The sequence below is a fragment of the Actinoplanes awajinensis subsp. mycoplanecinus genome (assembly GCF_001509495.1).
Lineage (GTDB): Bacteria > Actinomycetota > Actinomycetes > Mycobacteriales > Micromonosporaceae > Actinoplanes > Actinoplanes palleronii.
This window is the reverse complement of the sequence record NZ_LLZH01000286.1, coordinates 1-22,828: the sequence shown is the minus strand read 5'-3', so window position 1 is coordinate 22,828 and position 22,828 is coordinate 1. Positions and strand designations below refer to the sequence as shown.

At 70.5% G+C, this 22,828-nt stretch carries 20 protein-coding genes and 1 pseudogene; 14 read left to right on the top strand and 7 right to left on the bottom strand.

What is annotated here, in order from left to right:
• Window positions 1–498: 498 nt before the first annotated feature.
• Window positions 499–684 carry a regulator gene (locus ADL15_RS31235; RefSeq protein ID WP_067698744.1) on the top strand — a complete coding sequence of 62 codons (186 nt, stop codon included), beginning with the start codon at window positions 499–501 and terminating at the stop codon, window positions 682–684.
• A 530-nt stretch (window positions 685–1,214) separates the two neighbouring features.
• On the opposite strand, the gene dprA is transcribed toward ADL15_RS31235, so the two are convergent.
• The 3 genes and pseudogenes from dprA to ADL15_RS31220 all read right to left on the bottom strand — a co-directional run bounded on the left by dprA (window position 1,215) and on the right by ADL15_RS31220 (window position 4,593).
• Window positions 1,215–2,390 carry a DNA-processing protein DprA gene (gene dprA / locus ADL15_RS31230; RefSeq protein WP_067698660.1) on the bottom strand — a complete coding sequence of 392 codons (1,176 nt, stop codon included), beginning with the start codon at window positions 2,388–2,390 and terminating at the stop codon, window positions 1,215–1,217.
• Window positions 2,391–2,719: 329 nt separating this feature from the next.
• A pseudogene (locus ADL15_RS31225) lies at window positions 2,720–4,234 on the bottom strand (YifB family Mg chelatase-like AAA ATPase); the annotation flags it as partial.
• Window positions 4,234–4,593 (bottom strand): YraN family protein, encoded by a 360-nt coding sequence (locus ADL15_RS31220; RefSeq protein ID WP_067698658.1) that lies wholly within the window; start codon window positions 4,591–4,593, stop codon window positions 4,234–4,236. The gene ADL15_RS31220 and the pseudogene ADL15_RS31225, both read right to left, overlap by 1 nt.
• A gap of 146 nt (window positions 4,594–4,739) precedes the next feature.
• Between ADL15_RS31220 and ADL15_RS31215 the strand changes: the two genes are divergently transcribed.
• The 8 genes from ADL15_RS31215 to ADL15_RS31180 all read left to right on the top strand — a co-directional run bounded on the left by ADL15_RS31215 (window position 4,740) and on the right by ADL15_RS31180 (window position 12,696).
• Window positions 4,740–5,345, top strand: a complete 606-nt coding sequence (locus ADL15_RS31215) for a hypothetical protein (RefSeq protein WP_157441715.1) — start codon at window positions 4,740–4,742, stop codon at window positions 5,343–5,345.
• 361 nt (window positions 5,346–5,706) lie between these two features.
• Entirely contained in the window at window positions 5,707–6,645 is a 939-nt protein-coding gene (gene rpsB / locus ADL15_RS31210) for a 30S ribosomal protein S2 (protein ID WP_067698655.1), read from the top strand.
• A 77-nt stretch (window positions 6,646–6,722) separates the two neighbouring features.
• Window positions 6,723–7,553, top strand: a complete 831-nt coding sequence (gene tsf / locus ADL15_RS31205) for a translation elongation factor Ts (RefSeq protein ID WP_067698653.1) — start codon at window positions 6,723–6,725, stop codon at window positions 7,551–7,553.
• Window positions 7,554–7,708: 155 nt separating this feature from the next.
• A complete protein-coding gene (gene pyrH / locus ADL15_RS31200) occupies window positions 7,709–8,416 on the top strand; it encodes a UMP kinase (RefSeq protein ID WP_232344577.1) in 708 nt (235 codons plus the stop codon).
• Window positions 8,417–8,483: 67 nt separating this feature from the next.
• A complete protein-coding gene (gene frr, locus ADL15_RS31195; RefSeq protein ID WP_067698648.1) occupies window positions 8,484–9,041 on the top strand; it encodes a ribosome recycling factor in 558 nt (185 codons plus the stop codon).
• On the top strand, window positions 9,041–10,120 hold the full coding sequence (locus ADL15_RS31190; RefSeq protein WP_067698646.1) for a phosphatidate cytidylyltransferase: 1,080 nt from the start codon (window positions 9,041–9,043) through the stop codon (window positions 10,118–10,120). The genes frr and ADL15_RS31190 overlap by 1 nt, the downstream gene beginning before the upstream one ends.
• A 43-nt stretch (window positions 10,121–10,163) precedes the next feature.
• Window positions 10,164–11,342, top strand: coding sequence for a 23S rRNA (adenine(2503)-C(2))-methyltransferase RlmN (gene rlmN / locus ADL15_RS31185; protein ID WP_067698644.1), 1,179 nt, complete (start codon window positions 10,164–10,166; stop codon window positions 11,340–11,342).
• 37 nt (window positions 11,343–11,379) lie between these two features.
• Window positions 11,380–12,696, top strand: a complete 1,317-nt coding sequence (locus ADL15_RS31180; RefSeq protein ID WP_067698642.1) for a DivIVA domain-containing protein — start codon at window positions 11,380–11,382, stop codon at window positions 12,694–12,696.
• 60 nt (window positions 12,697–12,756) lie between these two features.
• Here ADL15_RS31180 and ADL15_RS31175 read toward each other — a convergent pair whose 3' ends face one another.
• Entirely contained in the window at window positions 12,757–12,990 is a 234-nt protein-coding gene (locus ADL15_RS31175; RefSeq protein ID WP_067698640.1) for a DUF2631 domain-containing protein, read from the bottom strand.
• A gap of 126 nt (window positions 12,991–13,116) precedes the next feature.
• Here ADL15_RS31175 and ADL15_RS31170 point away from each other — a divergent pair, with 126 nt between their 5' ends.
• Window positions 13,117–14,682, top strand: coding sequence for a Rieske 2Fe-2S domain-containing protein (locus tag ADL15_RS31170; protein WP_067698638.1), 1,566 nt, complete (start codon window positions 13,117–13,119; stop codon window positions 14,680–14,682).
• A gap of 62 nt (window positions 14,683–14,744) precedes the next feature.
• Here ADL15_RS31170 and ADL15_RS31165 read toward each other — a convergent pair whose 3' ends face one another.
• Together ADL15_RS31165 and ADL15_RS31160 are read right to left on the bottom strand one after the other, a co-directional pair.
• On the bottom strand, window positions 14,745–16,310 hold the full coding sequence (locus ADL15_RS31165; protein ID WP_067698636.1) for a phytoene desaturase family protein: 1,566 nt from the start codon (window positions 16,308–16,310) through the stop codon (window positions 14,745–14,747).
• Between the two features lie 27 nt (window positions 16,311–16,337).
• The gene (locus ADL15_RS31160; RefSeq protein ID WP_067698742.1) at window positions 16,338–17,210 is read right to left on the bottom strand and encodes a YhjD/YihY/BrkB family envelope integrity protein; all 873 of its coding nucleotides are present in this window, start codon (window positions 17,208–17,210) and stop codon (window positions 16,338–16,340) included.
• On the opposite strand from ADL15_RS31160, the gene dxr reads away from it, so the two are divergent.
• From dxr to ispG, 3 genes are read left to right on the top strand one after another with little or no spacing between them, the layout of a single operon-like run.
• Window positions 17,200–18,408, top strand: a complete 1,209-nt coding sequence (gene dxr / locus ADL15_RS31155) for a 1-deoxy-D-xylulose-5-phosphate reductoisomerase (RefSeq protein WP_067698634.1) — start codon at window positions 17,200–17,202, stop codon at window positions 18,406–18,408. The two genes, ADL15_RS31160 and dxr, sit on opposite strands and share 11 nt — an antisense overlap.
• Complete coding sequence (locus ADL15_RS31150) at window positions 18,408–19,697, top strand: M50 family metallopeptidase (RefSeq protein WP_067698632.1); 1,290 nt, start codon at window positions 18,408–18,410, stop codon at window positions 19,695–19,697. Before dxr ends, ADL15_RS31150 begins: the two co-directional genes overlap by 1 nt.
• A gap of 8 nt (window positions 19,698–19,705) precedes the next feature.
• Entirely contained in the window at window positions 19,706–20,878 is a 1,173-nt protein-coding gene (gene ispG, locus ADL15_RS31145; protein ID WP_067698630.1) for a flavodoxin-dependent (E)-4-hydroxy-3-methylbut-2-enyl-diphosphate synthase, read from the top strand.
• Between the two features lie 153 nt (window positions 20,879–21,031).
• Here ispG and ADL15_RS31140 read toward each other — a convergent pair whose 3' ends face one another.
• Window positions 21,032–21,871 carry a GNAT family N-acetyltransferase gene (locus ADL15_RS31140; protein ID WP_067698628.1) on the bottom strand — a complete coding sequence of 280 codons (840 nt, stop codon included), beginning with the start codon at window positions 21,869–21,871 and terminating at the stop codon, window positions 21,032–21,034.
• Between the two features lie 123 nt (window positions 21,872–21,994).
• Between ADL15_RS31140 and ADL15_RS31135 the strand changes: the two genes are divergently transcribed.
• The gene (locus tag ADL15_RS31135) at window positions 21,995–22,603 is read left to right on the top strand and encodes a PadR family transcriptional regulator (RefSeq protein WP_067698626.1); all 609 of its coding nucleotides are present in this window, start codon (window positions 21,995–21,997) and stop codon (window positions 22,601–22,603) included.
• The last annotated feature ends 225 nt before the right edge of the window (window positions 22,604–22,828 follow it).

Sequence of the window (22,828 nt, the reverse complement as noted above, 5' to 3'; positions counted from 1 at the left end):
CGGGTTGATCGGTCGCGGCGGGCCAGTCCGGCTGGGTGGTGGATCTTCCGGGTTGCGGCCACTCCGGGGTGTGGGGTGATTCGGCCGGGGGCTCGTGCGGGTCGACGGCTTCGTGGCGGCCGCGACCGCGCGGGTGGGGGACGCGATGGTCGGGCGGGATGGGGAGACGGGGCTTTTGCCGGTCCGGTGAGGGGTTGTCGTGTTGTGCAGCCATCGGATCCCCGGAGGGGAGGGAACCCCGTGCCGGGTACGGCATCGTCGTCGGGGGAACCAGTCGATCGACGCAGGGAGCCGGTAAACCGCACCGGCACCGGCGCCACAGGGTTCGCCAATCACGACGATGACTTGGCGAAACGGGTACCTGATAGGTAGTCGCGCGACATCTGGACATGCGGCGATAGTACTGTCTTCACGACTAGATGTCTCCTGACAACCTGCTGAATGCCTAATAGTCCCGCGCCTACGGTCGATCATGTGGGAGTGAAGCCGATCCGCCTCATGGGCGCACACGAGATCCGTATCCGCCTCGGTGGAGTGAGCCGCCAGCGGGCGTACCAGATCACCAGCCGCGCGGACTTTCCGAAGCCGGCCGCCGACCTTGCGCAGGGCAAGGTGTGGTTGACCGAGGACGTCGAGGCATGGATGAAGGTCCATCGCCGTGACCTGGACGAATCCGAGGACTGACCGGCTCCGCGCCGAGCGGTCCGGCGGAAGCGTGCCGACCGGACCGGGTCACCGTGCCGCAGCGTCAACGCGGCACCGTTGCCCGGCCCGGCCCCGGCGCTGCCCACCGCCACCCCGAACGCACCCAATGCCATCGGCATCCGAGCGAGCCGGGGCATCCGCGCGTCAGTCCTATCGCGCGTGTGAAGTAACGGTGCGCTCCGCACCCAAAGTCCCCACGTAACGCTTGAGGCGGTTTTGTGTGTGGAGTTTCGGTGCGTTCCGCGCCCAAATTCCCCACGTAACGCTTGAGGCGGTCTTGCGTGTGGAGTTTCGGCGCGATGCGCACCCAAAGTCCCCACGTAACGCTTGGAGCGGCTTTGTGTGTGGAGTTTTGGTGCGCTCCGCGCCTAAATTCCCCACGTAACGCTTGAGGCGGTCTTGCGTGTGGAGATTCGGCGCGATGCGCACCCAAAGTCCCCACGCAATGCTTGAGGCGGCTTTGTGTGGGGAGTTTGGGAGGGTGGGGCTGCGCGGGGCGGGGCTGGGGGTCAGGGTTTTCGGGGGGCCAGCGTTATTCCTGACTCCGTGCGGATGACCAGTCCGGTGGCTTCCAGCAGGGTCAGGCGGCGTAGGACCGTACGCAAATCGAGCCTTGCCGTTGCCGCCAGTTCCTCCGGTGTGGCCGGGCCGCGCCGGGGGAATGCCTCCAGGATCAGCGCGGACTCCTCGTCGAGGCGGTCCCGGACGCGTTCCTGGCCGCGCGGCGGCGGTTCCAGATATTCGCCGATCCGGCCGACCTCCTGCAGTACGTCGTGGGCCGAACAGACCGGCCGGGTGGCCGGGTGGGCTCGCAACAGCTCGTGGCAGCCGACCGACATCGCCGAGGTCACCGGCCCGGGCACCACCATGGCGGGCCGGTTCAGGGCCAGCACCCGGCTCATCGTCTGGGTGGCGCCGCTGCGGGCTGCGGCCTCCACCACGACGGTGCCCGCGGTGGCCGCCGCGATCACCCGGTTCCGGATCAGGAACCGGTGCCGGAACGGCTCGGCGGCCGGCGGCCACTCGCTGATCAGCAGCCCCCGCTCGGCGATCCGCGCGAACAGTGCCGCGTTGCTCACCGGGTACGGCCGGTCCACCCCGCAGGCCAGCACCGACACGGTCAGTCCGTCCGCGGCGAGTGCACCGTGGTGTGCCGCCGCGTCGATGCCGAACGCCCCGCCGGATACCACCGTCCAGCCCCGTTCGGCCAGGTCGTAGGCCAGGGTGCTGGTCACGTGCACGCCGTACCCGGTAGCGGCCCTCGCCCCGACGATCGCGACCGATCGATCCAGCGTCGCGCCGAGCGGCAGCGACCCGAGGACCCAGAAGCAGAGCGGCGGCCGGGTGTCCTGATTGACCCGCCCGGCGGTGTCGGTCTCCAGCGTGGCCAGCGCGCTCACCCGGGCCGGCCACTCCGGGTCGGCCGGGACGACCAGCCGGGCGCCGACCTCGTCGCCGAGCCGTAGCGCGATCTCGGCCGCCCGGCGCGGGTCGTCGGCCCGGGAGCGGGCGGCTACCGCGGACCGCAGTGGACCGTCCGGGATGTCCCCGGCGATCAGGCGGTCCAGGGTGGCCTCCGCGCCGCCTCGCTGGACCATCGTCCAGACCGCCCGGTTGCCGGGTTCGGCCAGCCAGGTGAGGGCGACCCGGGCGGCCCGGTCGGCGTCGCTGCCCGGCCCGTTCATCGCGGCACCGCCGATCCGGCGGCCGCGGAGCCGTCCGGAGAACCGGAACCGGAACCGGACGCGGACGCGCTGCCAGCAGGCACGATGACCTCGGCGGACCCGGCGGCGGCCCGGGGCGAGCCGTCCCGATCCGGCGAGGCTGCGGTGGTGGCGGGTCGGGGTGAGCTGTCTTGATCCGGCGAGGCCGCGGTGGTGGCGGGTCGGGGTGAGCTGTCTTGCACCGGCGAGGCCGCGGCGGGGGCGGTGGCGGGTCGGGGTGAGCGGTCGTGAACCGGCGAGGCCGCGGCAGGGGCGGCAGCGGTGGAGCGAGGTGGTCCGGCTGTGGGGCCGGCTCGGCCGGTTCGTAGTTGCAGGGCTTCGGCGACGTCGTCGCGGCCCGGGCGCTCACGGCCGTCCAGGTCTGCGATCGTCCAGGCCAGCCGGATCACGCGGTCGAAGCCCCGCGCCGACAGCCTTCCCCGGTCCAGGGCCTCCCGGAGCACGGCGGTGTCCTGGCCCGGCAGCAACCACGGCGGACGCCGCAACTGCGGACCCGGCACCTCGGCGTTGAGCCGCCACCCGTCCGCCGCCCACCGCTGTGCGGCCGCCGTCCGGGCCCGGGCCACCCGGGCGGCGACGACGGCCGACGACTCGGCCGGGCCCGCCGTGGCCATCAGCTGCGCGGCCCGCATCGGCAGCAGGTCGATCCGGATGTCGATCCGGTCCAGCAGCGGGCCGGACAGCCGGCCCAGGTAGCGCCGCCGGACCAGCGGGCTGCAGGTGCAGCTCGTGTCGCCGGCGGTCGAGGCGCACGGGCACGGGTTCGCCGCCAGCACCAGCTGGACCCGGGCCGGGTACTCGGTGGTGCCGCGGGCACGGCCGAGCACCACCCGGCCGTTCTCCAGCGGCTGGCGCAGCGCCTGCAGGGTGGCTCGTCCTATCTCCGGTGCCTCGTCGAGAAACAAGACCCCCTGGTGAGCCAGGGAGAGCGCACCCGGCCGGGCCAGCCCGCTCCCTCCTCCGATCAAGGAGGCCAGGCTGGAGCTGTGGTGCGGCGCCTGGAACGGCGGGCGCCGGATCAGGCCGCTGTCCGGCGGGAGGACGCCGGCGATCGACTGCAGCGCGGTCACCTCGAGTGCGGCCTCGTCGCCGAGCTCGGGGAGGATCGACGGCAGGCGTTCGGCGAGCATCGTCTTGCCCGCGCCCGGCGGGCCGAGCAGCGCCAGGTGGTGACCGCCGGCGGCGGCGATCTCCAGGGCGTACCGGCCGAGCTGCTGGCCGGAGACGTCGGCGAGGTCGGGGCCGGAGCGGGGCGCGTGCGGTGACTCCGGCGGCGGGTCGAGCAGGCGACCGGCGCCGTGGACGAAGTCGACGAGCCGGCGCAGCGAGTCGACGGCGCGGACCGTGACGCCGGGCACCACCGTCGCCTCCCGGGCGTTGGCCAGCGGGACGATCACCCGGGTGATCCCGGCCTGCGCGGCGGCGGCCACCATCGGGAGCACGCCGCGGACCGGGCGGACCGCACCGTCGAGCCCGAGCTCGCCGAGCAGCACCACGCCCTCCAGCGGGGTGGCCGGCAGATCGCCGGCACCGGCCAGCAGCGCCGCCGCGATCGCCAGGTCGAAGCTGCTGCCCTGCTTGGGCAGCGCGGCCGGCAGCAGGTTGACGGTGATCCGGCGGTTCGGCCACTCCCGCCCGCTGTTGACCACGGCGGCCCGGACCCGGTCGCGGGCCTCGTGCAGCGCGGTGTCCGGCAGGCCGGTCAGCACCACGGCGGGCAGGCCGACGGAGAGATCGGCCTCCACCTCGACCAGGCGGCCGGCCACGCCGACCAGGCCGACACAGAGCACGCGGGCGTAGCTCATCAGAACGCCGCCCGGATGTGCACGACCCGGCTGGCGCCGCGTCGCTGCGGGAGCACCTCGACCACGTCGAACCGGATCTGCCGGGCGTGTGTCCCGGACTCGTCCAGCCAGCGGACGGCGAGCAGCCGTAGTTTGCGCACCTTGCGCGGGTCGACAGCGGCGGCCGGTGGCCCGAACGTCGCCGTCCGCCGCGTTTTGACCTCGCAGAACACCACGTCGTCGCCGTCCCGCAGGATCAGGTCGACCTCGCCGTCGGAGCACCGCCAGTTGCGGGCCAGCACCCGAAGCCCGCGGTTCTCCAGGTGCCGGGCGGCGAGTCGTTCGCCGTACGCCCCGATCGCCTGTCGCTGTGTCGTCATGAGGCCGGACGGTGGCAGGGCCGGCCACCCGGAGTGGACCCGCCTGTGGACACAGCGTGACTGTGGATTCCCGTACGGTCACCGATCAGGTGTGATAAGTGCTCACCGGTGGCATCGGCGGCCCGGGTCGCCTACGGTGCGAATTCGTGGAGCATCGATACGCCGACGAGTCCGGCCCGAGCTGGTATTCCGGAAGCCGGTACAGCGGCCCGCCGGGATACCCCGAGGCGGAGTCGACAGGCGCGCACGCGCTCGGCGAGGGACGGCACGACACCGGCGCCGTGCGGCTGCCCGAGCAGCGTCCGGCCGGTCCGGAGCCGCGTGGCCCGTACGAATCAGGTCGCATCCCGATCCGCGGCCCGGAGTATCCGACGATCCCGCCGCCCGCGCTGCCGCCGGCGCCGCAGCCGGTCCCGCAGCCGATCCAGCAACCGGTACCGCAGCCCGGCAAGGCGTCGGTCCGCCGTCCGCTCTCCTCGGTGATCGTCGCGGTCGCGGTGCTCGTCCTGTTCGTCCCGGTGTTGCGATTGCTGATGACAGTGACTTTCGCCGCCGATGCCACCGCTCGGGGCATCGTGCCCGCCGTGCTGTTGGCGCTGGGCCTGGCGCTCACCGGGTTCGGCCTGTTCTCGGCCGGCAACGCGGCGGCCGGCAGTGGCCCGGCGACCCGGGACGTCTGGCTGCGCGCGCCGCTGATCTACCTCCCGGCCGGCGTGCTCCTGCTGCTCGCCGCCGGCCTGGCCGTGGCCTGACAAGGGCTGAGCGGCCGGCTTGGCCGTGAGCCTGGCGGGGATGAGCGGCCGGCCCGGCAGCAGCGGCCCCGGCGCCCTGACGAAAGCCGACACAGCCCTCTGATAAGGGACGACGCGACCCTGCGAAAGGCCAGCAGAAGAGCGCCCGGCGGGTTGGCGTATGCTGGACGACGGCGACCGCCCACGCGGTCGACCTCGCGCGCCCTCCGAAGGTCTGCATGCTGTTTCTTCAGCGAAGACCGACGGCGACGGCCCTCCCTGGTCCTGAAGATCTTTCGGGTCCGACTGTGGCTGCTGACCGGGCGCCAGGACGCCCATCGCCGGTGGGCGTGACAACCAGGGTAGATCAGGGAGCACCACCATGGCCGTAGTGACCATGCGTCAGCTGCTGGAGAGCGGTGTCCACTTCGGGCACCAGACCCGCCGCTGGAACCCGAAGATGAAGCGCTTCATCTTCACCGAGCGCAACGGTATCTACATCATCGACCTGCGCCAGACTCTCGAGTACATCGAGAAGGCGTACGCCTTCGTGCGGGGCACCGTCGCCGAGGGTGGTCACATCCTCTTCGTCGGCACCAAGAAGCAGGCTCAGGAGGCCATCGCCGAGCAGGCGACGCGGGTCGGCCAGCCGTACGTGAACCACCGCTGGCTCGGCGGCATGCTGACCAACTTCCAGACGGTGTACAAGCGTCTGCAGCGCATGAAGGAGCTTGAGGCTCTGGGTGACCTGACCGGCACTGCCGCGGGTTACACCAAGAAGGAGACCCTCCAGCTCTTCCGCGAGAAGACCAAGCTCACCAAGACGCTCGGTGGCCTCCGTGACATGACCAAGACGCCGTCGGCGATCTGGGTCGTGGACACCAAGAAGGAGCACATCGCCGTCGACGAGGCCCGCAAGCTGGGCATCCCGGTCATCGCGGTGCTGGACACCAACTGTGACCCGGACGAGGTCGACTTCCCGATCCCGGGCAACGACGACGCGATCCGCTCGGCCGAGCTGCTGACCCGGGTCATCGCGACCGCGGTCGCCGACGGTCTGATCCAGCGCTCCGGCCGCAACCGCGGTGACGCGGACGCCAAGCCCGAGGCCGGCGCCGTCGCCGCCGGAGAGCCGCTGCCCGAGTGGGAGCGGGACCTCTACGAGGGTGCCGAGAAGAAGGCCGACGAGCCCGCCGCCGCTGAGCCGGCCGCTGCTGTCGCCGCCGTCGCCGCTGCTGAGCCGGTTGCCGCCGAGCCCGCTGCTGCCGAGCCGGCCGCTGAGCCGGTCGCCGCTGCTCCGGCCGCCGTCCCCGCCGAGTAAGTCAACCGACGTGCTTCCGGCCGCCGTCACTTGCCGGTGACGGCGGCCGAATCCCGACTGACATCGAGAGAAGAGTCATGGCTAACTACACCGCCGCGGACGTGAAGAAGCTCCGCGAACTCACCGGTGCCGGCATGATGGACTGCAAGAAGGCGCTCGAGGAGTCCGAGGGCGACTTCGACAAGGCCGTCGAGTTCCTGCGCATCAAGGGTGCCAAGGACGTCGGTAAGCGTGCCGGTCGGACCGCGGCCAACGGCATCGTCAGCCACTCCGGTGGGGCTCTGCTCGAGCTGAACTGTGAGACCGACTTCGTCGCCAAGACCCCGGACTTCGTCGCGCTGGGTCAGCGCTTCGTCGAGTTCGGCGCGGCCAACAAGATCGCCGACGCCGCCGCGCTGCTCGCTGCGACGCTGGAGGACGGCAAGACCGTCGCCGACACCGTTCAGGAGTACGCCGCCAAGATCGGTGAGAAGATCGTGGTGAACCGCTTCACGATCCTCGACGGCACCGTGGCGATCTACCTGCACCGCAAGGCGCAGGACCTGCCGCCGCAGGTCGGCGTTCTGGTCGAGTACTCGGGCAAGAACGACGAGGCTGCCGACGCGGACGCCCGTGGCATCGGCATGCAGGCCGCCGCGATGCGGCCGAAGTACCTGACCCGCGAGGACGTCCCCGCCGAGGTCGTCGAGTCGGAGCGCCGGATCGCCGAGCAGACCGCTCGCGAGGAGGGCAAGCCCGAGCAGGCCATCACGAAGATCGTTGACGGCCGGGTGAACTCCTTCTTCAAGGACTACGTCCTGCTCGAGCAGGCTTCGGTCGTCGACAACAAGAAGACGGTCAAGCAGATCGCCTCCGAGGCCGGTATCGAGATCACCCGGTTCGTCCGGTACGAGGTCGGCCAGGAGTAAGGCACCACAAGTTATGGCACGGGAGGTCGGTCACGCGATTGAGCGTCCGGCCTCCCGGTCGCATAAGGTCTCCTGCAGAAAGTGAAGGGAAGGCGGGTCTCATGACGATGGTGACCGAACAGTCCGCCGCGGTGGACGATCCGAACCCGCCGACCATGCGGCCGCGCCGGGTGGTGCTGAAGCTGTCCGGCGAGGTTTTCGGTGGCGGCGCCGTCGGCGTCGACCCCGACGTGGTGTCCGCGCTGGCCAGGCAGATCGCCACGGTCAACCAGCGGGGTATCCAGGTGGCCGTGGTCGTCGGTGGCGGCAACTTCTTCCGGGGCGCCGAGCTGCAGAAGCGTGGCATGGACCGGAACCGCGCGGATTACATGGGCATGCTCGGGACGGTGATGAACTGCCTCGCTCTCCAGGACTTCCTGGAGAAGGAGGGCATCGAGACCCGGGTGCAGACGGCCATTCACATGGCACAGGTCGCCGAGCCGTACATCCCGCTCCGGGCGATCCGGCACCTGGAGAAGGGCCGCGTCGTGATCTTCGGCGCCGGGGCCGGCATGCCGTACTTCTCCACCGACACGGTGACCGCTCAGCGTGCGCTGGAGATCCACGCGGACATGGTGCTGATGAGCAAGAACGGCGTCGACGGGGTGTACACCGCCGACCCGCGGGTCGACCCGGACGCGCGCAAGCTGGACAACATCACCTTCCAGGAGATCCTCCAGCGCGGGCTGCGGGTGGCCGACCAGGCCGCGTTCAGCCTCTGCGAGGAGAACAAGCTCCCGATGCTGGTGTTCGGCGCCGACGGTGACGACACCATCGTGCGCGCGTGTGCCGGCGAGAAGATCGGCACCCTGATCACCGCGTGAGCTCGCTGACCCGCGGACGTCCCCACATCCCGCACCACCGAAGCCAGCAAGGAGGCGAGAAGAGCCGGTGATCGAGGAAACCCTCTTCGAGGCCGAAGAGAAGATGGAAAGCGCGGTCGAGCACGCCAAGGAGGAGTTCGCCGCCATCCGTACCGGCCGGGCGACTCCGGCGATGTTCTCGAAGATCATGGTGGACTACTACGGCGCGCCCACCCCGGTGACCCAGATGGCCTCGGTCGGTGTTCCGGAGCCGCGCATGGTCATCGTCAAGCCGTACGACGGTACCCAGCTCGGCCCGATCGAGCGGGCCATCCGCGACTCGGACCTCGGGGTCAACCCGAACAACGAGGGCACCCAGCTGCGCATCCACCTCCCGCAGATGACCGAGGAACGTCGTCGCGAGATGATCAAGGTGGCGCGCGGCAAGTCCGAGGAGAGCCGGGTCGCGATCCGCAACGTGCGCCGCAAGGCCAAGGATCAGATCGACAAGCTGGTCAAGGACGGCGAGGCCGGGGAAGATGACGGCCGTCGCGGCGAGAAGGAGCTCGACGACGTCACCCACCGGTACGTCGCGGTGATCGACGAGCTTCTCAAGCACAAGGAAGCCGAGCTGCTCGAAGTCTGATGTCCTACCTCGATCCGCGTGCCGGGCAGGCCTCCGGCGACGACACCAGCGTGCCGGCGTCGTACGCCCATCGCACCCCCGCCACCCCGGAGGATCCGTATGCCGAGCACCGGCGCAGTCCCGCCGCGCAGGCCTACCCGGACCCGGTCCGGCACGTGGACGAGCGGCCCGCTCCGATGACCGCGCCGGACGGCCCGCTCGAGCCGCCGGCCGGCAAACGGGTCAAGGGCCGGCGTCGTGCCGGCCGTGGCCAGGGTGAGCAGGGCAAGAGCCGGGCCGGGCGCAACCTGCCCGCCGCCATCGCGGTCGGGCTCAGCCTGGGCCTGGTCGTCCTGGCGTCGCTGCTGGTCTGGCCGCCGGCCCTGCTGGGCGTGGTGGTCGTGGCGGCAGCCGTCGGGGTCTGGGAGACCGCCCGCGCGCTGACCGTGACCGGCGCCCGCCCGCCGCTGGTCCCGCTGATCGCCGGCACCGTGGTGATGACCGGCCTGGCCTGGTACGAGGGCACCGACGCGCTCACCCTCGGCCTGGTCGCCACGATCGGCGCCGCGGCCCTCTGGCGTCTCGCCGACGGTGTGCAGGCGGTGCGCCGCGACTTCACCGCGATCACGCTGATCGCCGTCTACGTGCCGTTCCTGCTCAGCTTCGCCGCGATGCTGGTCCGGCCGGAGGACGACGGGCAGTGGCGGGTGCTCGCCACCGTCGTCGCCGTGGTGCTCTCGGACACCGGTGGTTACGCGGCCGGCGTCTTCTTCGGCAAGACCCCGATGGCCCCGAAGATCAGCCCGAAGAAGTCCTGGGAGGGCTTCGCCGGCTCGGTCACGGCGGCCGCGATCGGCAGCGGCGCGTTGCTGTTCTTCCTGATGGAGGTGCCGGTCTACTACGGCCTCCTGTTCGGCGCGGTGATCTCGGTGGTCGCGGTTCTCGGCGACCTGTTCGAGTCGATGCTGAAGCGGGACCTCCGCGTGAAGGACATGAGCAACCTGCTGCCCGGCCATGGTGGGCTGATGGACCGGTTGGACTCCATCCTCTTCGCGGTCCCCACGGCCTACCTGCTCTTCGCGATCATCGCGCCGAACTAGCTATGGGCGACGTACTCAGCGAGCGTGGGAGACTGGATACGCCATGACGATTCTTCCGGTCATCCCGATCAGTCCCGACAAGCCCGACGCGGTCATCACTCGCCGCCGTCCCAGCATGCCCCCGCGCCACCTGGCGGATCTCGACCTCGACGCGCGCAAGGCGGCCGTCGCCGCCCTGGGCGAGCCGACGTTCCGGGCCAAGCAGCTCTCCACCCACTACTTCGGCAGGTTCGTCCGCGACGCCTCGGCGATGACGGATCTCCCCGCCGCCTCGCGTGACCGGATCACCGCCGATCTGCTGCCCACCCTGCTGACCCCGATCCGGGAGCAGGACTGCGACGACGGCGCGACCCGTAAGACGCTGTGGAAGCTGCACGACGGCGCTCTGGTCGAGAGCGTGCTGATGGGGTATTCGAACCGGGTGACGGCCTGTGTCTCCAGCCAGGCCGGCTGCGGGATGGCCTGCCCGTTCTGCGCGACCGGCCAGCAGGGCCTGACCCGCAACCTCTCGGTGGCCGAGATCGTCGACCAGTGCGTCTATCTGGCCGGGGTGGCCGCCTCCGGTGTGGTCACCGGTTCACCGCCCCGGTTGTCCCGGGTGGTCTTCATGGGGATGGGTGAGCCGCTGGCCAACTATCCCCGGGTGATCGAGGCGGTCCGCCGCCTGACAACCCCTGCTCCGGAGGGTCTCGGACTTTCACAACGGCACATCACGGTGTCCACGGTGGGTTTGGTGCCCGCAATGCGCCGGTTGATCGCCGAACAGCTCTCAGTGACTCTTGCGTTGTCACTGCACGCCCCCGATGATGATCTGCGCGATGAGCTTGTGCCCGTCAACCAGCGTTGGAAGGTGGCCGAGGTGCTCGATGCCGCGTTCGACTACGCGGCGCAGACCGGCCGTCGGGTCTCCATCGAATACGCCCTGATCAGGGACGTAAACGATCAGCCCTGGCGTGCCGACCTGCTTGGCCGCCTACTGCACGGCAAGCTGGCCCATGTGAACCTCATCCCGCTGAACCCGACCCCGGGCAGCAAGTGGGATGCCAGCCCGAAGCCGGTCGAGCGGGAGTTCGTCCGGCGGCTGCTCGCGGCCGGTGTGGAGACAACGGTGCGCGACACCCGCGGCCGGGAGATCGACGGCGCCTGCGGCCAGCTGGCCGCGGGGGAGTTGACGCAGGCAGGCGCAGACGGCGTCGCAGCCGACGCGGAGGTGGCACAGTGACTGGGCGTAGGTCCCAGCGAGCGGAGTGGGAGACGTTGTGACGAGTCAGGGACAGCGTTTCCGGCGGCGTGCGCTGCGCCGGGGCTACAAGGTCGACGAGGTCGACGCCTTCCTGGACCGGGTCGAGGCGACCCTGGCCGGCGAGCAGGCCGGTCCGCCGGTCGCCGCTCAGGAAGTGCACGACGTCGTCTTCCGGGTGCGCTTCGGCGGCTACGACGAGTGGCAGGTGGACCTGCACCTCGACCGGGTCGAGCGTCAGCTCGCCGAGTTCGAGGAGCGGGGCGGCCGTCCGGTCGACCCGATGCGTGACTCGATGCGTGGTGGCCTGTCGGCCGACCGGTCCGGTGCGATCGACCGTGGCTCCCTCGACCGGTCCGGTCCGATCGGGCAGCCGAGCGGCCCGCCCGCGCTCTCCGGCGGCCCGGGCAGCGGCATGCCGCGCAACGGGATGGCCGGCGCCGGCATGGGCGTTCCGGGCGGCGGTCCCGGTCAGGGCCAGCAGTTCGGCGGTCCGGGCCAGGGTCAGCAGTTCGGCGGTCCGGGCCCCGGTCAGGGCCAGGGCCAGCAGTTCGGCGGTCAGGGTCAGCAGTTCGGCAACCCCGGCATGAGCAACCCCGGTATGGCGCAGACCGAGCGGATCCCCGCCCCGGTCCGGGACGACCGGGGCATGCCGCCGCAGATGCCGCAGCGCCCCCAGATGCCCCCGCCCGACCAGTACGGCCGGTACGACGAGCCCACCTCGTACGGCGGTCAGCAGCAGCAGCAGCTGCCTCCGCAGCCGCAGCAGCCCCAGTTGCCGCAGCGCAACGCGCAGTACGACCAGAGCGCGTACGACGAGCCCACCTCGTTCGGCGGCTTCGAGCCGGGCCGGCACGGCCGGACCGACATGACCGCCGAGATCCGGATGCCGGAGCGCGAGCGTGACCCGCGGGGGTACGGCGGCCAGCAGATGCCGCCCGGTCCCCCGATGGGTGGCCCGATGCAGCCGCCCGGGCCGCCGCAGGGCGCTCCGATGAGCGGCCCGCCCGCCGGGTACGGCCAGCAGCAGCCCCCGCCGCCGCAGCAGCAGTCGCACCTGGGCCCGCCGATCGGCGAGCCGGGCGGCGAGCTCTACCTGGTGGACCAGTTGCGTCGCACGTTCCAGCCGCGACGGTTCGGCAGCGGGTACGACCCGATGCAGGTCGACCGGCTGTTCGAGGGCATCCTGCAGGCGATGACCGGGCGTGGCCCGATGCCGGTGAACGAGAACGACCTGGACATGCTGCAGTTCGGCCTGGTGCCGAACGGGTATTTCGAGGCCGAGGTCGACGCGGCGCTGCGCCAGGTCAAGGACATCCTGCTGCGCCACCGGTAACACGTGTCAAAAAAGGGGTCCCGCTGAGCGGGGCCCCTTTTTCGTGCTGTGGAGAACGGGTCAGTCGTTGGGCCGCAGGCCGGCCTTGCGCAGCACCACGTCGCCGATCACGGTGGCGACGAGCAGGACCGCGATCACGACGAGCCACACCTTCTCGGTGTTGCCGGACTGGTTGCCCCAGAAAAACATCAGCAGGACCACGGCCGAGATGATCGCGCCACGCTGGGCCCGACGACGGTTCGTCGGCTTCAGCTGGTCCGGAGCGTAGACCTCGTGGTGTTCTTCCGCGGACACGTCGGTCCTCCTCGTCGATGCTCGGTACGTCGGCACTCAGTCTGTCACGGGGTCGCCGGGCGGAACCCGGCAACCCGGCTGTACTTTCGAGGCGGTCACAACGGCGCCGAACGAAGGAGCGACAAAGTGCGGATCACCGGCACCGGTCATGCGAGCATGCGGATCGACACCGCCGCGGGCAGCATTCTGTGCGATCCGTGGGTGAACCCGGCGTACTTCGCCTCCTGGTTCCCGTTCCCGGACAACTCCCAGCTCGACTGGGAGACCCTCGGTGACGTCGACTACCTCTACGTCTCCCACCTGCACCGGGACCACTTCGACGCGGAGCACCTGAAGCGCTTCATCAGCAAGAAGGCCACCGTCCTGCTGCCGGAGTACCCGACCAGCCAGCTCGAGGACGAGCTGCGCGACCTGGGCTTCACCAGCTTCTTCCGGACGAAGTCCGACGAGGTGCACGAGCTCGACGGCGGGCTCAAGGTGATGATCCAGGCGCTGATCAGCCCGACCGACGGCCCGATCGGCGACTCGTCGCTCTGGGTGGAGCACGACGGCATCCGGGTGCTGAACCAGAACGACGCCCGTCCGACCGACCTGGTCCGCTTCAACGAGCTGGGCCGGGTGCACGCGCACCTGCTGCAGTTCTCCGGCGCGATCTGGTACCCGATGGTCTACGAGCTGCCGGAGAACGCGAAGACCGCGTTCGGCAAGCAGAAGCGGGAGCGGCAGTTCGACCGCACCTGGCGCTACATCGACGACCTGAAGGCCGACTTCGTCTTCCCGATCGCCGGCCCGCCGTGTTTCCTCGACGACTCGCTGTGGCAGTTCAACGACATCCACGGTGACGAGGGCAACATCTTCCCGGACCAGTCGGTGTTCCTGACCGAGTACGCGAAGGTCGGCGGCACCAACGCCGTCGTGCAGCTGCCCGGCAGCGTGACGACGCTCTCCGACGGCGGCGCGACGCAGACCACCACGCACCCGATGCCGGTCGACGAGTTCTTCGCCAACAAGGCCGCCCACCTCGAGGAGATGCGGGAGCGCAAGGCGCCGGTCATCGCCGCCGAGAAGGCGTCCTGGCGGCACCCGGAGATCGACGTGCTGGGCGCCATGAAGAAGCGGATCGAGCCGCTGCTCGAAGAGTCGATCTACATGGCGAACGGGGTCGGCGGCCCGGTCCGCTTCGACCTGACCGACTCGTTCGGGCCGGACGGCGAGGTCGTCGAGTCGATCGTCGTGGACTTCCCGGGCAAGCAGGTCCGGGCGTATGCCGACGAGAAGGTCCGCTACCGCTTCAAGACCGGGCGCGCGCTGATCGAGCACCTGATCTTCATCGACGAGGGTGACTGGGTCAACTCGCTGTTCCTGTCCTGCCGCTTCGCCGCGGCCCGGATCGGTCAGTACAACGAGTTCGTCTACGCGTTCTTCAAGTGCCTCTCCGAGGAGCGTCTGCAGTACGCGGAGGGCTGGTACGACGAGCACGAGAAGTCGGTCGACGCCGAGGACATCCAGTTCGGCGACTGGACCGTGCAGCGCCGATGCCCGCACCTCAAGGCCGACCTGTCCCGCTTCGGTGTGCTCGACGGCAACGTGCTGACCTGCCAGCTGCACGGCTGGAAGTTCGACCTGCCGAGCGGCCGCTGCCTGACCGGTGTCGGTCACAAGATCCGCGCCAACAAGACCGACAACCCCTAAGACCTTTTTTGGTACGGCGGGGAGCTCCGGATCGGGGCTCCCCGTCGTACACAAAAAGGGTCTTAAAGGTCTTTGAGGATGCGCACCGCGACGTTGTGGCCGGCGGCGCCGATCACACTGCCCGCCGGGTGGGTGCCGGCCGAGCCCGCGTAGAGCCCGTCGACGCCGGTGAAATACGGCATCCGCTGGTCGAAGGCGACCGTGTTGTCCACGTGGTGGATGTGCCCGCCGGTGATCCCGAAGTGCTCCTCGATGCCCGGCGGGGTGAGCGCGAACACGTCCGCGACCAGGTCGGACGTGCCCGGCGCGTAGCGGTCGCAGATCGCCAGCAGACGGTCCACGTACGCCGGGAGTTCCGCGTCCCAGGACGAGCCGGCCGGCTGGAACGGCACCGACTGCACGAACAGCGCGGACGAGTGGTGGCCCGCGGCGTCCCGCAGCGACGGGTCGACAGTGGTGTGCACATACCACTCGATGGTCGGCTCGTCGGGCAGCTTCCCGGCCTGTACGTCGGCCCACATGGCGCGCAGCGCGGCCATCGGCGAGTCGCCGGCGCTGGGCAGCAGGTGGATCGTCGACCCGAACGGCGACGGTGCCCCGGCCGGCAGGCAGCTGAACGTGGGCAGGTCCCGCAGCGCGAGGTTGATCTTGAGGGTGCTGCCGGGCCGTTTCACCGCGGCCATCCGCGAGGTCAGCGCGGCGGGTAGCGTGCCGTCCGGCACCAGCGACATCAGCCGGTACGGATCGCAGCTGCCGAGCACCACCCGGGCGCCGATCGTCCGCCCGTCGGCCAGCACCACCCCGCTGGCCGCGCCGCCGTCGATCGTCACCGAGGTCACCTCGGCATCGGTGAACAGCTTCGCGCCGGCCGCCCGCGCCGCGTCGGCGAAGACCCGGGAGACCGTGCCCATCCCGCCCTCGGCGATCAGCCAGGTGCCGTCCGCGCCGGGCAGCCGGCACATGTTGTGCACCAGGAAGTTGTGCCCGGTGCCCGGGTCGTCCGGGCCCGCGGTCAGCCCGGACAGGCCGTCGGTGACCGCGTACATGCTGGTCAGCAGCTCGCTCTTGAAGCCGAACCGGGCCAGGTAGTCGGTGACCGAGCCGCGCACCAGGTCGAGGAACGTGCTCTGCAGCTGCGGGCGGATGTGCCGGTCGGCGATCGCCTCGACCGACGCCGGCTCCTCCAGCCAGGCCGGGGCCAGGTCGGCGCGCAACGCGCCGATCTCCACGGCCAGGGCCTCGTCGGCGGCCGCGTCCCGGGCCGAGAAGAACGTCTCCAGCTGCTGCCGGGTGGCCTGCCGGTCCCGGCCGAACAGCAGGTACGGCGAGCCGGCCGGGCCGGGCGTCGGCAGGAAGTAGTGCGGATCGCGGCGCAGCATCGGGATGTCGACGTCGAGCGTGCGCAGCAGCTCCGGCGGCATCAGGCCGAGCAGGTACGAACCGGTGGACTGGCCGAGTCCGGGGACCTCGGCGAACGGGTGCTCGGTGCGGGTCGCGCCGCCGAGCACTCCGGCCGCCTCGAGCACGACGACGTCGAGCCCGGCGCGGGCCAGCATGATCGCGGAGACCAGGCCGTTGTGACCGGCTCCGATGATCACCACGTCAGCGCGGTCGGGAAGGGGGGTCATGTGGATCGACGCTACCTCGCGTTCCGGTCACCTGCTGTCGGGCGAAACGTCGGTTGCGTCCGGCTTGACGGCGTGCGTCACGGCGAAGCCGACCAGGACGATCGTGTGGAACAGGTAGAGCCACAGGCCGACCGCCACCACCCCGCCGATCATGTCGAATCCGCCGAACGGCGCGCCCAGGTTCAGCGGCAGCGAGCAGAACAGCACGAACCCGTGCAGGAAGCCGGACAGGTTGGCGGCGGTGAACGAGCCGATCAGCACGGTCGGCAGCCACGGCGGCCGGCCCGGCGCGACGTAGCGGAACACCCAGATCACCACCGGGGTGAGCACCAGCCAGGCGGCCAGGAAGGACAGCACCACGCCCAGCACCGACCACCAGCCGCCGCGGATCCACAGGGCGCTGGTGGTGGGCAGGGCCAGGAACAGCGAGAGCAGCAGCGCCGGCGCGGCGGCCAGCAGCGGCAGCCAGAGCACCCGGCCGCGCCAGCCGACCAGCGACTCGCCGGGGCGGCGCAGCGAGACGAACGCCCGGCGCAGGCCCTCGCCGTACAGGGTGGCCGGGAGCAGGCTGGCCAGCGCGAACAGCGGTGTCAGGTGCAGGCCCGCCTCGATCAGCACGGACAGCGCGTGGGGCGCCCCGATCTGGTCGGGCAGGGCCGCGATGGTCCGGCCGGTCAGCCGCCGGACCCGGTCGGCCCCGGCCACCAGCCCGGTCAGCCAGATGGCGAGCAGGGCGACCGGGACGACCGCGATCCCGCTGTAGAAGGTCACCGCGGCGGCGTGCAGGGCGAGGTCGCGCCCACGCAACAGTCGGAACAGCTTGATCGGCACGCGCTCCTGGTACCCAGACGGCGTCCCGCGCTCACCCGTGGATCGGGCGTCTAGGAAGATGGGCGGCATGCGAGACCTCGTCCTGCTCGGCTCCACCGGATCCATCGGCACCCAGGCCCTCGACATCGTGCGGCGCAACCCGGAGCGCTTCCGGGTGGTCGCTCTCGGTGCCGGTGGCGGCAACGTCGGGCTGCTCGCCGCCCAGGCGCTGGAGTTCGGCGTCGAGGTGGTCGGGGTCGCCCGCTCCTCGGTCGTACAAGATCTGCAGTTGGCTTTTTATGCCGAGGCGCAGAAGCGTGGCTGGTCGTCCGGCGACTTCAAACTCCCCAAGATCGTGGCCGGTCCGGACGCGATGACCGAGCTGGCCCGCTGGCCCGGTGACGTGGTGCTCAACGGGGTGGTCGGCAGTCTCGGGCTGGCGCCGACGCTGGCCGCGCTGGAGTCCGGCCGGATCCTCGCCCTGGCCAACAAGGAGTCCCTCGTCGCGGGCGGGCCGCTGGTCCGGAGGATCGCCAAGGAAGGGCAGATCGTCCCGGTCGACTCCGAGCACTCCGCGCTGGCCCAGTGCCTGCGCGGCGGACGGGCCGACGAGGTGCGCCGGCTGGTGCTGACCGCCAGCGGGGGCGCGTTCCGGGACCGCCGGCGGCAGGAGTTGACGAACGTCACCCCGGAGGAGGCGCTCAAGCACCCGACCTGGGACATGGGCCCGGTCGTGACGATCAACTCGGCGACGATGGTGAACAAGGCGCTCGAGGTGATCGAGGCGCATGAGCTGTTCGGGGTGTCGTACGACGACATCGAGGTGATGGTCCACCCGCAGTCGGTGCTGCACTCGCTCGTCGAGTTCACCGACGGGTCGACGCTGGCGCAGGCCAGCCCGCCGGACATGCGGCTGCCGATCGCGCTCGCGCTGGCCTGGCCGGACCGGGTGCCGGCGGCGGCCGCCGGGGTGGACTGGACCCTCGCGCACAACTGGGAGCTGCGCCCGCTGGACAACGAGGCGTTCCCGGCGGTCGAGCTGGCCAAGGAGGCCGGCCGGACCGGGCGCTGCCGTCCGGCGATCTTCAACGCCGCGAACGAAGAGTGTGTGGCCGCTTTCGTCGCCGGTCGGCTACCTTTTCTGGGCATCGTCGACACCCTGGAGCGGGTACTCGGCGCGGCCCCGGATTTCGCGGAGCCGGGTACCGTCGATGACGTGCTGGCCGCGGAGGCATGGGCGCGCGCCCAAGCGCAGCGGACGATCGCGACTGTGGCTGAAGGAGCCTGATGCTGTTCTGGCTTGGTGCGGCGGCGTTCGCGCTGACCATCCTGATCTCGGTGAGCCTGCACGAGCTGGGTCACATGATCACTGGCAAACGCCTGGGCATGAAGGTGACCCAGTATTTCGTCGGCTTCGGGCCGACGATCTTCTCGTTCAAGCGCGGCGAGACCGAGTACGGCCTCAAGGCCATCCCGCTCGGCGGCTTCTGCAAGATCGTCGGGATGACGCCGCAGGACGACGACGTGGCGCCGGAGGACCAGCACCGCGCGATGTGGCGGTTCCCGGTCTGGAAGCGGACGATCGTGATGTCCGCCGGCTCGATCACCCACTTCATGCTGGCCCTGGCCGGCGCGTGGGTGATGGCCATCTCGGTCGGCCTGCCCAACATCGACATCCCGCAGACCGACGCGCAGCGGGCCGCCTCCCCGGCGATCATCGGGGTCGGCGACTGCTACCAGCTGCAGTCGGTGTTCACCACCCTGGACAAGGCGACACAGACCGCCGCGAGCCAGAACTGCGTGCCCGGCGTGAACGGCGCGGTGCCGGCACCGGCCGCCGCCGCCGGCCTGCAGAGCCTGGACCGGATCACCAAGGTCGGCACCACCCCGGTCTCCACGTGGGGTGAGCTCACCTCCACGATCCGGGCGTCCCAGCCCGGCGACACCCCTTTCGAGTACGTGCGCGACGGCCAGACCCGCACCACCACGGTCAAGCTGATCAGCGACGAGCGGGCGCCCCTCGACGACCCGAAGGGCAAGACCTCCACCGTCTCGGTCGCCGGCCTGAGCTGGGACACCGACCAGCCGTACGTGATCAAGTCGAGCCCGGCCGGCGGCGTCAAGGCGTCCGGCGAGTACGGGTGGTACCTCGTCGAGAACTCGTTCAAGGCGATGGCCCGGATCCCGCAGAAGATCCCCGCCCTGTGGAATTCGATCGTCGGCGACGAGCGTGACCCGGACACCCCGATCAGTGTGATCGGGGCGAGCCGGCTCGGTGGCGAGGCGATCGAGAAGGGCGTACCGGAGATCTTCTGGCAGATCTTCATCTCGCTCAACGTCTTCATCGGCCTGTTCAACCTGCTGCCCCTGCTCCCGCTGGACGGTGGCCACATCGCCATCGCCTGGTACGAGAAGGTCCGCTCCTGGCTCTACCAGCGACTTCGCCGTCCCGATCCCGGGCGTGTCGACTACTACAAGCTGATGCCGTTGACCTACGCGGTCATCCTGATAGGCGGCGCGTTCACCCTGTTGACCGCGACCGCCGACATCATCAACCCGATTACGATCTTCAAGTGAGTAGTGAGATGACTGCGATCAGTCTCGGAATGCCGGCCCTGCCCCCGCCGCCGCTGGCCCCGCGCCGGAAGAGCCGGCAGATCAACGTCGGTGGCGTCCTGGTCGGTGGCGGCGCCCCGGTCAGCGTCCAGTCGATGACCACCACGCTCACCTCCGACATCAACGCGACGCTGCAGCAGATCGCCGAGCTGACCGCGTCCGGCTGCCAGATCGTCCGGGTCGCGGTGCCGTCCCAGGACGACGTCGAGGCGCTGCCCGCGATCGCCAGGAAGTCACAGATCCCGGTGATCGCCGACATCCACTTCCAGCCGAAGTACGTGTTCGCCGCGATCGACGCGGGCTGCGCGGCGGTCCGGGTCAACCCGGGCAACATCCGGCAGTTCGACGACAAGGTCAAGGAGATCGCGAAGGCGGCCGGCGACGCCGGCATCCCGATCCGGATCGGCGTCAACGCCGGATCGCTGGACAAGCGGCTGCTGGAGAAGTACGGCAAGGCCACCGCCGAGGCGCTGGTCGAGTCGGCGCTCTGGGAGTGCTCGTTGTTCGAGGAGCACGGCTTCCGGGACATCAAGATCTCGGTCAAGCACAACGACCCGGTCGTCATGATCCGGGCATACCGGCAGCTCGCCGAGCAGTGCGACTACCCGCTGCACCTGGGTGTGACCGAGGCCGGCCCGTCGTTCCAGGGCACGATCAAGTCGGCCGTGGCGTTCGGTGCCCTGCTCGCCGAGGGCATCGGCGACACCATCCGGGTCTCGCTCTCCGCCCCGCCGGTCGAGGAGATCAAGGTCGGCAACCAGATCCTGGAGTCGCTGGGCCTGCGCGAGCGCGGCCTGGAGATCGTCTCCTGCCCGTCCTGCGGCCGCGCCCAGGTCGACGTCTACACCCTCGCCGAGCAGGTCACCGCAGCGCTCGAGGGGTTCCCGGTGCCGCTGCGGGTGGCCGTGATGGGCTGCGTGGTGAACGGGCCGGGCGAGGCTCGGGAGGCCGACCTCGGGGTGGCGTCCGGCAACGGCAAGGGCCAGATCTTCGTCAAGGGCAAGGTCATCAAGACCGTGCCCGAGGGGATCATCGTGGAGACGCTGGTCGAGGAGGCGCTGCGCCTCGCCGACGAGATGGGCGCCGAGCTGCCGGAGGAGCTGCGCGAGCTGCTCCCGGGGCCGGTTGTCACGGTGCACTGAGTCGGCTTTTTGCTCTGTTGTGAGAAGGCCCCGGGATTCCCGGGGCCTTCTGCTCTTGCTTCGCGGTGTCGTCTCGGCCGTGCTTCTGGTTTCGCGGTGTCTGGCCCCGTCTTGCTTCCTTTTCGCGGCGTCTTTCTCGCTCCGCTGGAGGACTTAGAAGAGCACTGTCGCGAACGCTCCCGCGGAGACGAAGCCGCAGCGCTGGTAGACCCGCTGGGCCGCGGTGTTGTAGTCGTTCACGTAGAGGCTCACCGTCGGAGCGACCCGGCGCAGCGCGTCGTTCACCACCGCCGTCATGGCCGCGGTCGCGATGCCCCGCCCGCGGTATTCCGGATGGACCCACACGCCCTGCACCTGCGTGGTCCGCCGCGTGATGATCGCCAGCTCGGCCTTGAAGATCACCTGGTCGCCGACGAACCGTGCGTACGCCCGCTTGCCCTTGACCAGCTCGGAGATCCGCCGCCGGTAGCCCCGCCCGCCGTCGTCCTGCAGCGGCGACACCCCGACCTCCTCGGTGTACATCGCCACCGCGGCCGGGAACAGCTGATCCACCTCGCCCGGCCGGACCAGGCGCACCGCGGGATCACCCGGCACCAGCGGCGACCGGTCGGTGACCAGGAGCGGCTGATGCGGCCGCACGTCACGGGCCGGACCCCAGGTCGCGCTCAGCCGGTCCCACAGGTCGAGCACCGCCTCGGCCCGCCCGATGATCGACGAACAGATCCGGGGTTCGGAGCCGAGCAGGTCGGCGAACGCCGCGACGGCCGGCGGCGTGGCACCCACCGGGACCAGGTGCGCGCCGGACCAGATGATCGACTCGACCCGGCGGCCGGGGTCGTACCCGTAGATCCGGCCGTCCGAGCGCCACCAGTTCAGCCCGTGGGCGGCGACCCGTTCGGCGATCTGCGCGCCCGCGTAGGGGTCGGCGTCCAGGATCCGCTGGACTGCCGCGCGCTCCGGCTCACCGAGCTGGCGAATGGGCACCGTCAACACAGCTACCACATTGCCAGATCGGGGCCGTCCGACACGCACGGCAACCCCATCAGTTCAGAAACCCTTGCGCCCGACACGTTGCCGATATATCGTCTAACTATCGACAACAGAACGGAGAAGGACATGAGGTTCCAACATGAGGGACATCGCGGACATCGCATGCGTGGGTTCGGCTTCCCGCCCGGATTCCCCTTCGGCGGCCCTGGCGGCCCCGGCGGTGGCTTCGGCGGCCCTGGCGGCGGTTTCGGCCCGGGCGAGTTCGGCGGGCGCGGCGGCGGTGGCCGTCGCGGTGGCCGCGGCCGGCCCAACGTTCGGCCTGCCGTCCTGGCGCTGCTGGTGGAGCGCCCGATGCACGGCTACGAGATGATCCAGGAGCTGGACGCCCGCACCAACGGCATCTGGCGCCCGAGCCCCGGCTCGATCTACCCGACCCTCCAGCTGCTGGAGGACGAGGGCCTGATCGAGGCGACCGCCGACGGCGGCCGCAAGAGCTACCGCCTCACCGCGGACGGCCGCCCCGAGGCCGAGACCGCCGCGGAGAACCCGCCGTGGAACCGCTTCGGCGAGGACACCAAGGACCAGGTGCAGGATTTCCGCGACGCCGCGGTAGGCATCTTCAGCGCGCTCAAGCAGGTCGGTTTCTCCGGCACGCCGGAGCAGCGGGACAAGGCGCTCGAGGTCCTGAACGACACGAAGCGCAAGCTGTACGCCATCCTCGCCGACAGCGAATGACACCGGCCGCGGCCCGGGGGCGAGACGGCCCTCGGCCAGGCGAAAAGGAGCGCAACCTTCTGGTTGCGCTCCTTTTGTGTACGCCCCGAGCCACCCACCTCTTCTACGGGCGCCAGCCGGGAGGTCGGGGGTGTCTCAGTGGCCGTGAGGCACCCCTGGGCGCCAGCCGCGAGTCGTGGGCTGGTGGTGGGGGGTGTCTCAGTGGCCGTGAGGCACCCCTGGGCG